The organism is Bradyrhizobium sp. LHD-71, from assembly GCF_031157255.1.
Lineage (GTDB): Bacteria > Pseudomonadota > Alphaproteobacteria > Rhizobiales > Xanthobacteraceae > P52-10.
Genome location: NZ_JAVIFX010000017.1, coordinates 161,173 through 173,675 on the forward strand (window position 1 = coordinate 161,173; position 12,503 = coordinate 173,675).

Sequence of the window (12,503 nt, forward strand, 5' to 3'; positions counted from 1 at the left end):
CCGGTGAGGGCGGCTACATCGGACGCTGTTGTCATGGCCGGGCTCGTCCTGGCCATCCTCGTCTTTATATTGTTACTAGGCCTAGGGTTGCATGCGCGCGGAAATCGAGAGACTTGTTGAAGAGATCAAGCAGTCGGTCGGGCTGCTGAGGAGGCATCTTTGACGTCGATGCATCGACGGCGCGGCTGGCTGAGCTGAACAAGCTCGCCGAGGATCCCGATCTCTGGAACGACCCCCAGAAGGCACAGAAGCTGATGCAGGAGCGCACCTCGCTCGAGGAGCAGCTCACCGGCATTGGCAAGGTCGAGCGCGAGCTCGAAGACCAGATCGGCATGATCGAGCTCGGCGAGGCTGAAGATGACGCCGGTGTGGTGGCGGAGGCCGAACAGGCGCTGCGAGCGCTGAAGAAGGAGGTCGCGCGCCGCGAACTCGAGGCGCTGCTCGCGGGCGAGGCCGACGCCAACGACAGCTATCTCGAAGTCCATGCGGGTGCTGGCGGCACCGAGAGCCAGGACTGGGCCGCGATGTTGCTGCGCATGTATTCGCGCTGGGCCGAACAGCACGGTTACAAGATCGAGCTCCTGGAAGAGACCGAGGGGGAAGAGGCGGGCATCAAGTCCGCGACGCTGCAGATCAAGGGTCACAACGCCTATGGCTGGCTGAAGACGGAGGGTGGGGTGCATCGCCTTGTGCGCATCTCGCCGTTCGATTCCAATGCCCGGCGGCACACGTCCTTTTCTTCCGTGGCGGTGTTTCCGGTGATCGACGATCGCATCCAGATCGACATCAAGGAATCGGATGTGCGTACCGATACGATGCGCTCGGGCGGCGCCGGCGGTCAGCACGTCAACAAAACCGAGTCCGCGGTGCGGCTGACACACATGCCGACAGGCATTGCGGTCGTCTGCCAGGCCGGCCGTTCGCAGCATAAGAACCGCGCGCAAGCGTGGGACATGCTGCGCTCGCGGCTTTATGAGCTCGAACTGAAGAAGCGCGAGGCGCAAGCCGCCGCTGACCAGGCAGCGAAGACCGACATCGGTTGGGGGCACCAGATCAGGTCGTATGTGCTGCAGCCGTACCAGATGGTGAAGGACCTGCGCACCGGCGTGCAGACCTCCGACACGCAGGGCGTGCTCGACGGTGACCTTGACGAGTTCATGGCGGCGACGCTCGCGCAAAAGGCCTTCGGCGGCGGGCCCGGTGAAGTCGAAGACGTGGACTAGGTCGCATGAGCAAGACGACGACGGTCACGTTTGAAGATGTTCGCAAAGCGGCGGATCGGATCGCGTCGAGCGTCATCCACACGCCTTTCATTCATTCCCAGACGTTATCGGAAATCGCTGGCGCAGAGATCTGGATCAAGCTCGAAAATCTGCAGTTTACCGCGTCGTTCAAGGAACGCGGCGCTGCCAACAAGCTCAGCACACTTTCGGCGGCGGAGGCCAAGCGCGGCGTCATCGCCATGTCGGCGGGTAATCATGCGCAGGCCGTCGCCTATCATGCGCAGCGGCTCGGCATCAGCGCGACCATCGTCATGCCGAAGTCGACGCCGTTTGTGAAGGTATCGCGCACCAGGCATCACGGCGCTCGCGTTCTTCTCGAGGGCGAAACACTTGCGGATGCGGCCGCCTTCGCCCACGCGCTGGCTGCAAAAGAAAATCTGATCTTCGTTCATCCCTATGACGACGCGGCCGTGATTGCCGGACAAGGAACGGTCGCCCTCGAAATGCTGGGCGAAAGGCCGGCACTCGACTGCATTGTCGTGCCGGTCGGCGGCGGCGGACTTGCCGCCGGTGCCGCCGTCGCGGCCGATGGGCTCGGCCGGCCGACCAAGATCGTCGGCGTCGAGGTGGAGTCCTACGCCGCCGCGGCGCAGACTCTCGCAGGGGCCGCAATTTCGGTGGGCGGCGCCACCATCGCCGAGGGAATCGCGGTTCGGGACGTCGGCGCATTGCCGATGTCGATGCTCAGGGCGCACGGCGTGGATGTCGTGACGGTATCCGAACGCCAGATCGAACGCGCGGTCATTCTGCTGGTCGAAATCGAGAAGACCGTTGCGGAGGGCGCAGGCGCTGCGCCGCTTGCAGCCGTGCTTGCCCACCGCGATCGCTTCGCCGGCAAGCGGGTCGGATTGGTCATCTCAGGCGGCAATATCGATACGCGCATCCTTGCAAACGTTCTGATGCGCGGTCTCGTTCGCGACGGCCGCCTGATACGTCTGACGGTCGAAGTGCAGGACAGGCCGGGCGCGCTTGCAAAAATCACGGAGTCGGTCGCGCGCACCGGCGGCAACATCGTCGAAGTCCAGCACCAGCGCTTTTTCGGCGTGCTGTCTGCAAACATCGCCGAAATCGAACTTCTGATCGAAGCGCAGGATGCACGCCATGCTGACGCGATTGTCGAGGACTTGAGGGCCGGGGGTGCGCATGTGCGGCAACGCGAATTTGCCGCCGACGTGCCGGTGCTCGATACGCTGGCCTGATCAGTCCGACGCAACAGCCAGCGACTTCAGGATAAAGTCGGCGCGCTCTCCGACACTAACTTTCGGCAGCACCAGAGGCTCATAGCCCAACGCCGGATAGGCCTTGAGCAGGCGCCGGTATTCTTCGACGGCCGCTTCGTAGGCGTGGGGCCGCTCTGCATCCGTCACGTAAATTTCGGGCCAGGGCGGCGTCAGGAAAGCCTGGCGGTGAAAACGATGGGCGCTGATTGTACCCGCTGCGGGCTCGCCACTCGAATGTTCGAGGGCGACAGCCGCATCGATCAGACCTCTGTCGAAGAACACCCATCCTTGAAGCAGGGCCGCCGCCGAAAGGTCCGCCTGCGCCATCGCCACGGCGCGGCGCGCAAAGGCAGTGCCATTCACCCACGGCAGCGCTGCGCCATCGCCCTCAAGTTCTTGCTTGACGATGCGTCGGCCAGGTTCATCGACCGTCGCAAAACCTCGCCGGCTCAGCTCGGCGAGCAGCGTCGATTTGCCACCACTCGAACAGCCGGAAATCAGCACAAATCGTTCGATCGTTGCCTCCATCAGGTCGTGATGAGATGTTGTCGGATCGACACTTCATTGGTCGTGTCGCACACCGGAACGATGATTCTGGTTGGCATGAAGTTGTTGTTGGCTCGTGAGATCGAGCGCGGCGATGAGACACCTGGCGTGGCGCGCTCAAGCCGATTGTGACCAGCCCAGCCGTTCGGACGGTCCGAGCACCGATCGCGATGCCGGCAGAATTCGTCCGCAGAGTGTAACGTTCACTTCCTTCTCGAAGTACTCAACGATGTTGTGCCGATCGAAAGTCCCTTCAAGGCTCACCACCTGCAAGGACGCAAGAATGTGTGTAACCTTGGCGGCGCCGTCGCCGAACGGCAGCAGCAGTCGTTCGCACTCGACCCGATGGCCCTCCGGATCCGAAGTGGCGATCGACATGTAGATCATGCTGGCCGACGTCACGCAGGCGTCCAGTCCCGACCTGAAGATGCCGCGCAGCGGCTCGGGAATCGATTCAGCGGAGGCGCCGGGGCCGAATGCCTCGAAGAGGTATGCTCCGCCATAGAGGGGCCGATAACAGCGTTCGCCATCCTTTTCGTCGATTGCCCAGACCAGCATTTTTCGGGGATCGTGCGCGCGCTCGCCCGGCGAGAAATCCGCAAACCGCGGCAAGCCGGTCTTCGCATGCAGCGCCTGCCAGTGAAATGCAAAGTTTCGCTGGCTGATCGCCTTGATAGCGTCAATGGGAATGACGTTGAACTGCATGCTGCCCGTCGACGCGAAGCAATAGGACTACGAATAACGGCCGGAAATTAGAGTGACTGTTGCGCCTGGCCGCATTCCTTGCAGGTAAACTTCACCCGCACGGCGTTCTTCTCTGCCGCCAATCGGTTCGGTGCACCGCACTTTCCGCACTTGGCTTCGATTCGCGTCTTGCCTTGCTTGATCGCGACGGTTTTGCGCTCGAGCGCTTCGCGAACAAGTCGTTCGGTTTCCTCGCGCATTGCTTGCTTGGACATGAACTACCTGGGGCCCCGTTCGTGTTGCGTGCGGGTTAGTGCGGTGAATTTGAGTTTCCTGTCAACTTCGCGGCAAGCCCGGCGCAGGAATTCAGATTCGAAACCGCTCTGGAAACATAACGTTGCTAGTGCTCCTGAAGTTTCCGTGCCGCAAGGGATGCGAACTGCGGAAACGGAGCACTAGTCCTAAATGGCTGGCGCTGCTCCGTCCAGCCGGGCGCCAGCCGTATAGGCTCGCCATCCAGAGATATCGATGGAACGTGGCTACGCTGTGACGCCCGCGGCCAGTCGCAAATCGGGTGGCGCCACGTTGCGGGATACCGTTCTCTCCGGACCTCACCGGAGCTGCTCATGTCCCGTTCTGTTTCAATCGATTCGTCCAGTTGGTGGCGGCTTGTGGCCCTGGCGGTGCTGTGGAGCGGCGTCTTCTTCTTCGTCGAGGTGGCGCTGCGCGAGTTGCCGCCGTTTACCATCGTCTGCGCGCGGATCGTGCTCGGCGCGCTCGTGCTCGTGCCGGTGCTGAACTGGTTCGGCATGCGTCTGCCGCGTACGATAGGTGACTGGATTCCGCTTGCCGGCATGGGACTGCTCAACAATGTGGTGCCGATGTCACTGATCGTCATCGGCCAGACGACTGTTTCGTCGGGCCTGGCCTCGGTGCTCAATGCGACCACGCCCTTCTTTACGACGCTCGTTCTGGCGGCTGCCGGCGACGAGCAGTTGACGGCCCGCCGACTGCTCGGCGTGCTGTGTGGCATTGCCGGCGTGGCTGTACTTCAAGTGCCCGACATGATTGGCGGAGCTGCGTCGTCGACCGGCGTGCTGCTCTGCCTCGGCGCCGCCTTCAGTTACGGCCTGTCGGGCCTTTGGGCCCGCCGGCGCTTGTCGGGCGTTCCGCCGCTCATGGCGGCCACGGGGCAGTTGGTCGCCTCAGCCGTTGTCACCGCGCTGATCGCATCCGTAATCGAGCGCCCGTGGACATTGCCGATGCCGGGTCCCACCACATGGCTCGCGTTGCTCGGCCTCGGCATTCTGTCGACTGCGGTCGCATATATCCTGTTTTTCCAGATTATCGCTCGATCAGGACCATCGAACGTCATGCTGGTAACGTTGCTTGTCCCGGCGCCAGCCATATTGCTCGGCCGCAGCGTTCTCGGCGAAAGCCTTGAGGCCCACCAGATTGCCGGCGCAGCGATCATTGCCGCTGCGCTGGTTATCATCGATGGTCGTCTCGCCAACTGGATGGAGGGACGATGGCGAACGGTATGACGTCTTATCCCGCCGCGACACCGACCAGCGGCGACGGCTTGACGCCGAGCTCCTCGAGGAACGGTCCGGCATTGTCGATGCGTCCGGTCATCTTCTTCGGATCGCCGGTGACGAGGATATGCACGGCTTCGGCAATGTTCTCGATCGGCGAGACGCGATGCTTGGTCTTTTCGGTGATCAGGCCGTGCACGGCGACGCCTGGCGTCGCCACCAGGCCGGGCGCGATGACGTTGACGGAGATGTTGTCGTTGTAGACTTCGGAGGCTAGCCCCGTGGAGAAGCGCTCGAGCGCTGCCTTACACATGCCGTAGACAGTGCCGCCCGCGCGCAGGTTCTCGTAAGGCAGCTTCGGATGCCATGCCGCTCCGGACGAGATCGTGACGATCGCGCCCTGCTTGCGTTCGCGCATGGATGGCAGAACCATCTGCGACAGGTGCAGCGCGGCCCAGACCTGCACCTCGATCATCAGCTTGAACCGCTTTTCCGCGAAGGTCTCGATCGGCGAATAGAATGTCACCGCGCCGTTATTGATCAGAATGTCGATCGGCCCATAAAGGCCGGTGGCGTCCTTCACCAGCTGCTCGCGCTCATTCGCCTTGGACAGGTCGCAGGTCAGGTAGTTGGCTTCGCCACCAGCATCGCGGATGCGCTTGGCCGTGTGTTTCAACGTTCCGGGTAGGGTGCTTTGGCCATCGTCGGCAGTGCGCGCCGTGCAGATTACCTTTGCGCCTTCCATCGCCAGACGCGTCGAGATCGCCTCGCCGATGCCGCGGCTGGCGCCCGTGACGAGCGCGACCCGTCCCTTCAGCTTTCCGTTGGGGTTGATCTTTGCGTCCGCCATGATGCTCCTCCCGGTAACGTTTCCATTTGCGGCGCGCACTTTAGGGCGCGTTCGGAAAGAGGCAACGGCTAGAGGCAAGCATCGCCGCAGAAGAGGTCTTCGGCAGGGGCATTGCAGGGCAAAAACAAAGACCAGTCAGCTCGCGCCGAGCCGCACGCCCGCGCGCAGGAATTTCTGTGGATCAACGGCTTCGCCGTCGATCCGGGTCTCGTAATGCAAGTGGGGGCCTGTCGAGCGGCCGGTCGAGCCAAGGGCGCCGACCACCTGGCCGATACGGACGACTTCGCCGACCTTGACGTTGATCTGCGACAGGTGGCCGTAGCGTGTCGTAAGCGCATTGCCGTGATCGATCTCGACCATCTTGCCGTAACCGCCCTGCCAACCGGCGGTGACGACTTTGCCATTGGCGGTGGCGCGCACCGGGTCGCCGGTGGACCCGCGGAAATCAAGACCCGTGTGCATCGCCGGCCGACCGAGGAACGGATCGTTGCGAATGCCGAAGCCCGACGTGAATTCGATCTGGCCGATCACCGGCTTGCGATAGGGGACGACCGCAAGTGTGCGATTCAGCCGGTCGATTTGCGCACGGGTGAGGTTGATGCGATGGAGCTGGCGCTCGAAGGGGCCTGCGTTGCCGGGGAGCTTCGCCGGAACGAACGGTCCGCCGACTGCCGATTTCGGGGCCGCTTTCTCCATGCCGGCGAGATCCAGGCCGAGATCGGTGAAGACGGCGCGCATCCGTCGCATCCGCGAGTCAAAGCTCTCCTCCAGGGAATTAAGCGCCGCCATCTGCCGGCCCTCGACGCCGTCCAGCGAAAGCTGCAGGCGGCCCAGAATGTTACCGAGGCCCACGGTCTTTGCGACGTCGCCGGGTTTCATCAGGTTGGCAAAAGCGGAACTGCGGGATTCCAGCCGCGCCTCGCGATCCGGCGGTGCGACGAAGACGACCGTGTCTCCGGCGGTAGACAGCTTCGGTGATCCAGTCGACGGCGGTTCGACCAAAGCGGCACCGCGGCCCGGCACGCGGACGGATCCAGTCGGGGCGGCGTCGGGAAGGCCGCTGAGGGCGCTCGTGCGTTGCTCGAGTGCCATCTGCCGCCGCTGGATCTGCTCCAGCTTCTGTTCGAACTGCTCCTGATCGAGTAACTGCCGGCTGGTTGTACGGTCGATCTGCGCGCGCAGCTCGGCGATTCGGTCCTCGTAGGCGTATTGCATCTCGGCCTGGCGAGCGACCAGCCGTGTCAGCACGTCGTCGCGAAAGGCGAAGTAGGTTGCGGTGGCCGCCGACCACGCGCCCATGACGACGACCGCGCCGATCACGATCCAGAACACTACCGGGCCGATGCGAACGCGCTTGCCGGCATGCACAAGCGTGTAGCCGTTCTCGCGCGGTCGAGTGTGTGGTTGGGGCCGAGGCGGAGTGCTGCGGGCGGCAACTCTGCCGCGGCCGGCCGGGTGCGGATGGGACGGATCCGAAAGATGCAGGGGCCGGTGCGACATCGAAACTCCACGCCGGCAACTGAACTTTCGACCGGCACTTAACGCGCGCCGATTTGACCCACTTATGGTTAATTTTCAGAAAATGCCTTCTTTTAAAGCGCCTGAGCGATCTTCAAGACCTCTGCGGCATGGCCGTCGACCTTCACGTTGCGCCAGATGCGGGCGATGCGCCCGTCGGGTCCGACGAGAATCGTTGTGCGAACGATTCCGAGAAAGGTTCTGCCATACATGGATTTTTCGCCCCACACTCCGTAGGCCGTGACGGTCGTCAGGTCGGCATCAGCGCCAAGCGGAACGGAGAGCTTGTGCTTGTCGCGGAATTTTGTCTGGGCGCGGACTTCGTCGGCAGAAATACCAACGATACTGGTGCCGGCCTCCTCGAACCGCGATTTCAGCCGAGAGAAGTCGACGGCCTCAAGTGTGCAGCCCGGCGTGTCGGCACGCGGGTAGAAGAAGATCACGAGCTTGCGGCCGGTGAAGTCGGCGAGGCGCAGGGTCAGGTCGCCGTCGCGTTGGAGCGTGAAGTCAGGCGCGAGATCGCCCTCTTGCAGTGTCGCGACAGGACCGGCCGGCCTCGCGGCCTTTGCCGATTTCTTGACGGTTTTGCGCGATGCTGGTGCGGCCGGCTTGGCGGAGGCCTTGCGCCGCGCTTGCGGCGAAGGCTTGAGGGATGACTTTGACGCTGATTTCTTTGAGGATTTCCGTGCCATGCGCCTTCCTTTCGTCGCTTTCCGCCGGTCAAAGGGTGATATTCTGGCGTCGCCGATTTGAAGTTCCTTAGCACTCGCGCTGCAAGCCCAATCAGGAATTTCAAAAGCGGCTCCAGACCTTGACGTGCTAAGGATCGCGGGCCGTCGATGCTATGTAAATCGACGGTCTGGGGCGTATGGTGATTCTCAGGTTCGCTTGCTGCGGAGCGCCCGTAACTGAATGACGGGAAACGATGACCGAGGATCGGCGGCCTCGCCGTCGAGCGGGCGGACGGCGCACGACGGCGCGCGCGCACCCGTGAGGCCTCAAGCTGCGACGCGGCGTCCAGCCCAGCATCGAGCAGCACCAATTTCTTCCACGGACTGGCGCCGTTGCTGGCAGGATGAACAGGACGAGGCAGCCGATCGCGCAAAGCGGCTTCTGAGCGGACCACGGACTTACGTATCCGGTGCTTTTCTCTACCGGCTGGGCGATGACCTGGGCCAGCTCCTGGGCAGGTTGCGGGCGCAACGCTGGGTAAGCCGTGTGATTGCCGTGACGCTGGTGCTGGCGGCGCTCGCCGGCAGCGCTTTCGGCCTTCTTTGGTGGAGGCTTGGCGAGGGACCGATCGGCTTCGACGTGGCGACGCCGTGGCTCACCGCCGCGATCAAGGACAACGTCAGCAGCGACTACGTCGTCGAGATCGGCGGAACGCAGATCGAGCGCGCCGGACCGGTACGCATTGCAGTGCGCGTGCTCGACATCGTGGTGCGCGACCGCGACAACCAGATCGTCGCGACCGCGCCGAAGGCCGAGGTGCGCATCTCCAGCACATCGCTGCTGTTGGGACGGCTTCGCGCCGAAAGCCTGAGCCTGGTTGACGCCGAATTGTCGGTGCTGATCGAGCCGGACGGCCGGGTGAGCGTGTCCACGGGCACGAACGCGCGTCCGCTCGTGACCGCGACTCCTTCCGATCTCGCTTCGCCCCCATCTGCGACATCCACGCCGCCAACGCCTCCTCCGGATGCCTCGTCCGCATCGCCCGGCGCAGCACCGGCCTCCGGTTCCGGCATCGACTCCTTGCTGGCCGCACTCGCGCGCCTCGACGGAATCAGTGCCGCGGGTCTGGATGGTTACGATCTCAACGAGATCGGCATCAAGAACGGCAACGTCACGGTCGATGACCGGCAGAGCGGCAATCACTGGAGCTTCGAGAATATCAATCTGAGCGTGCAACGCCCGAGCGGCGGCGGCATCGCGCTGAGCGTCGGCGAGGAGAACGCGACGCGACCCTGGTCGTTCCGCGCCGCCGTCGGTGCGCAGGTGAACGGTGTCCGCAGCGTCGAGATCGCCGCTGAGCGGGTCCTCATCAAGGACATGCTGTTCGCGCTCCGCCTGAAAGACGCATCCTATACTGCCGACCTGCCGGTGACCGGGCGCCTGCGCGGTGAGATCGGTCGCGATGGCCTGCCGACATATTTCACCGGCAAGATCGGCGTTGACGCCGGCAGCATCGTCGATCGCCGCGCGCCGGAATATCCGATGAACATCGATCGGGCCGATATCAGCGTCGACTGGGATTCGACACGGCGGGTGCTGGTCGCCCCGTTCCAGGTGGTGGCAGGTCAGAACCGGATCACGCTGCTCGCCCACCTCGAGCCGCCGAACGACACCGTGCCGCACTGGCAGCTCGGCCTCTCGGGGGGCACCATCGTGCTGCCCGGCCACGAAGGCGAAACGCCGCTGATCTTCAATCGTATCGCGATCCGCATGCGGTTCGATATTGACAGCAAGCGCATCGTCCTGACCCAGGGCGACATCTCCAACGGCACCGTCGGCGTCGCGGGAACTGGCACGTTCGACTACTCGACTGACGAGCCCCGCCTGACGGCAGGCCTTGCCGGCACGCCGATGTCGGCTTCCGATCTCAAGCGCCTGTGGCCGGTGATCATCAATCCGGAGGTGCGCGAATGGGTTCTCGCGCGGGTCGATAGCGGTTTCCTGCAGCGAGCTGAAATTGCGATCAATGCTCCGACTCACACGCTGGCCCGCGGCGGACCGCCGATCCCGGAAGAGGGGCTCTCCATCAATTTCGTGGCGAACAACGTGAAGATTCGTCCGGTCGACGGACTCCCACCGGTGACCGACGCCGGCATGCGCGTGCGCATCACCGGACGCACCGCCAACGTCAGCATCGCCCAGGCGGCAATGGAAACCGCGGCCGGACGAAAAATAGGCCTGTCGGACTTCGTGTTCGAAATCCCCGACCTTGCGCCCAAGCCGATGCAGACCCGCGTGCGCTTCCGCGTCGATGCACCGCTGCCGGCGGTCGCCGAAATTCTGTCATCCGATCGCTGGAGCGAGTTCTCCGGCATGCCGATTGACCCCAACAGCACCCGTGGGGCGACGGCAGCGGTCGTGACGTTGGCGATGCCGCTCAAGACCGAACTCACCAAGCAGGACACGGCCTATACGGTCAGTGCCGACCTGAACAACGTTTCGGTTGAGAAACTTGTTATGAGTCAAAGACTTGAGAGCAATAACCTCAAGTTGACCGCGAACAACCAGGGTTATCAGATCAAGGGTGAGATCAGGGTCAACGGCCAGTCGGCAGCGCTCGATTACCGCAAGCCCATGGGCGATCCGGATGCGGAAGTGCGCGTCAATGCGACGCTCGATGACGCAGGCCGGACGCGGCTGGGCATCGATCTCGGTCCCGGCGCGACCGGCAACATTCCCCTGAGACTGAACGGCAAGATCGGTCCGGACGATCAAGACACACGCTTCGGCGTCGAGGCCGACCTGTCTGGTTTGCGGATCGACAACCTGCTGCCGGGCTGGGTCAAGAGTGCGGGTCGCCCCGGCAGGGCGACGTTCAACATCATTCGCAGGGACCAGTCGATCCGCTTTGAGGAGGTGGTGATTGAGGGTGGCGGAGCGTCGATCAAGGGCAGCCTCGAACTCGACGACAAGGGCGACCTCATCTCGGCGGTGTTCCCAACCTATCAGCCATCCGAAGGCGACCGGGCCTCGCTTCGCGCCGAGCGTATGCCGGACGGCGCGCTCAAGATTGCGATGCGCGGCGACGTCTTTGATGGCCGCAGCTTCATCAAGGCATCGATCGGCGGCAGCGGCCACGACAAGAAGCAGCGGATCGGCGATTTCGAGGCCGATCTAAAATTCGGTGCGGTCGCCGGTCATAATGGCGAAGCGATGCGCGGCGTCGACATCAAGCTCGCGCGCCGTGGCGGCGTGATCCGCACATTCGCGCTGAACGGCAAGATCGGCCGCGACACCAAGGTGTTGGGCGATATCCGCGGTCGCCAGGCCGGACGTGTGGTGATTTACCTCGAGACTGCGGACGCGGGTGCGCTGTTCCGCTTCACTGACATGTATTCGAAGATGTATGGCGGGCAGATGTGGATCGCGATGGATCCGCCGATTGCTGATTCCACGCCGCAGGAAGGCCTGCTCAATGTGAGCGATTTCACCATTCGCGGCGAGGCGCAGCTACAGCAGCTGGCGGCGCAGAGCCAGAATGGCGGAGCGCAGACCGGGCTAGCGTTCTCGCGCATGCGCGCGGAATTCACCCGTTCGACCGGTGCGCTGACGATCCGCGAAGGCCTCGTCGCAGGCCTGACCATGGGCGCGACCATCGAGGGAAACATCAACTATGCGGCGAACCAGGTCCGCATGAGCGGCACGTTCCTGCCGGCCTATGGGTTGAACAATATCTTCGGGCAGATTCCGATCGTCGGCCTGTTCCTTGGCGGCGGCAGCAACGAAGGCCTGATCGGCATCACCTACGAGGTGGTCGGAACGCCCGGCTCGCCGACGCTGCGCGTGAATCCGATCTCGGCCGTTGCGCCCGGCGTGTTGCGCAAGATCTTCGAGTTCGGGACTGGCCGTCAGCCGCAGACGCCGCTCGACAGCTTTTCGTCGCCCCAGCAGAATTGAGCATTTTTCCGTCATTGCGAGGCATAGCCGTTCGAAAGAACGGCGTCGCTTCGCTCGCCTGTGGCCACGAAGCAATCCAGTCTGAGCTCACGACAACCTCACACTGGATTGCTTCGCTGCGCTCGCAATTGTGCATGTTCACTAAATCGGTGATTGGATCGCTCCGCTGGAGGACGATCCGATGCGCGATAACAGCTATGACCGGACGATCGAACGCAACTACCTGCAGAAGTGGCGT

At 63.2% G+C, this 12,503-nt stretch carries 10 protein-coding genes; 4 read left to right on the forward strand and 6 right to left on the reverse strand.

Features of this window, described 5'->3' with window-relative positions; genetic code table 11:
- Positions 1 to 91 precede the first annotated feature (91 nt).
- Together prfB and RCO31_RS19900 are read left to right on the forward strand one after the other, a co-directional pair.
- A protein-coding gene (prfB, locus tag RCO31_RS19895; RefSeq protein WP_308970185.1) for a peptide chain release factor 2 occupies positions 92 to 1,223 on the forward strand; the annotation gives its coding sequence in 2 pieces (ribosomal slippage) (positions 92 to 160 and positions 162 to 1,223; 1,131 coding nt in all).
- A gap of 5 nt (positions 1,224 to 1,228) precedes the next feature.
- A complete protein-coding gene (locus tag RCO31_RS19900) occupies positions 1,229 to 2,482 on the forward strand; it encodes a threonine ammonia-lyase (RefSeq protein ID WP_308970186.1) in 1,254 nt (417 codons plus the stop codon).
- Here the strand turns inward: RCO31_RS19900 and RCO31_RS19905 are convergent, their stop codons facing one another.
- The 3 genes from RCO31_RS19905 to RCO31_RS19915 form a co-directional block, all read right to left on the reverse strand.
- Positions 2,483 to 3,019, reverse strand: coding sequence for an AAA family ATPase (locus RCO31_RS19905; RefSeq protein WP_308970215.1), 537 nt, complete (start codon positions 3,017 to 3,019; stop codon positions 2,483 to 2,485). It abuts the gene before it with no gap.
- 147 nt (positions 3,020 to 3,166) lie between these two features.
- Positions 3,167 to 3,754 carry a hypothetical protein gene (locus RCO31_RS19910; RefSeq protein WP_308970187.1) on the reverse strand — a complete coding sequence of 196 codons (588 nt, stop codon included), beginning with the start codon at positions 3,752 to 3,754 and terminating at the stop codon, positions 3,167 to 3,169.
- Positions 3,755 to 3,801: 47 nt separating this feature from the next.
- The gene (locus tag RCO31_RS19915) at positions 3,802 to 4,008 is read right to left on the reverse strand and encodes a hypothetical protein (RefSeq protein WP_308970188.1); all 207 of its coding nucleotides are present in this window, start codon (positions 4,006 to 4,008) and stop codon (positions 3,802 to 3,804) included.
- A gap of 351 nt (positions 4,009 to 4,359) precedes the next feature.
- Here RCO31_RS19915 and RCO31_RS19920 point away from each other — a divergent pair, with 351 nt between their 5' ends.
- Positions 4,360 to 5,277 carry a DMT family transporter gene (locus tag RCO31_RS19920; protein ID WP_308970189.1) on the forward strand — a complete coding sequence of 306 codons (918 nt, stop codon included), beginning with the start codon at positions 4,360 to 4,362 and terminating at the stop codon, positions 5,275 to 5,277.
- A gap of 4 nt (positions 5,278 to 5,281) precedes the next feature.
- Here RCO31_RS19920 and RCO31_RS19925 read toward each other — a convergent pair whose 3' ends face one another.
- From RCO31_RS19925 to RCO31_RS19935, 3 genes are all read right to left on the reverse strand, one after another.
- Complete coding sequence (locus tag RCO31_RS19925) at positions 5,282 to 6,118, reverse strand: SDR family NAD(P)-dependent oxidoreductase (RefSeq protein ID WP_308970190.1); 837 nt, start codon at positions 6,116 to 6,118, stop codon at positions 5,282 to 5,284.
- 135 nt (positions 6,119 to 6,253) lie between these two features.
- Complete coding sequence (locus RCO31_RS19930) at positions 6,254 to 7,618, reverse strand: peptidoglycan DD-metalloendopeptidase family protein (protein WP_308970192.1); 1,365 nt, start codon at positions 7,616 to 7,618, stop codon at positions 6,254 to 6,256.
- 92 nt (positions 7,619 to 7,710) lie between these two features.
- On the reverse strand, positions 7,711 to 8,328 hold the full coding sequence (locus tag RCO31_RS19935; protein ID WP_308970194.1) for a peroxiredoxin: 618 nt from the start codon (positions 8,326 to 8,328) through the stop codon (positions 7,711 to 7,713).
- A 526-nt stretch (positions 8,329 to 8,854) separates the two neighbouring features.
- On the opposite strand from RCO31_RS19935, the gene RCO31_RS19940 reads away from it, so the two are divergent.
- Entirely contained in the window at positions 8,855 to 12,265 is a 3,411-nt protein-coding gene (locus tag RCO31_RS19940) for a DUF3971 domain-containing protein (protein WP_308970196.1), read from the forward strand.
- Positions 12,266 to 12,503 lie beyond the last annotated feature (238 nt).

Coding starts and splice junctions, on each gene's coding strand:
- RCO31_RS19910 (WP_308970187.1), bottom strand. CDS start 3,754: ATGCAGTTCAACGTCATTCCCATTGACGCTATCAAGGCGATCAGCCAG.
- RCO31_RS19920 (WP_308970189.1), top strand. CDS start 4,360: ATGTCCCGTTCTGTTTCAATCGATTCGTCCAGTTGGTGGCGGCTTGTG.
- RCO31_RS19925 (WP_308970190.1), bottom strand. CDS start 6,118: ATGGCGGACGCAAAGATCAACCCCAACGGAAAGCTGAAGGGACGGGTC.
- RCO31_RS19935 (WP_308970194.1), bottom strand. CDS start 8,328: ATGGCACGGAAATCCTCAAAGAAATCAGCGTCAAAGTCATCCCTCAAG.
- RCO31_RS19915 (WP_308970188.1), bottom strand. CDS start 4,008: ATGTCCAAGCAAGCAATGCGCGAGGAAACCGAACGACTTGTTCGCGAA.
- RCO31_RS19930 (WP_308970192.1), bottom strand. CDS start 7,618: ATGTCGCACCGGCCCCTGCATCTTTCGGATCCGTCCCATCCGCACCCG.
- RCO31_RS19900 (WP_308970186.1), top strand. CDS start 1,229: ATGAGCAAGACGACGACGGTCACGTTTGAAGATGTTCGCAAAGCGGCG.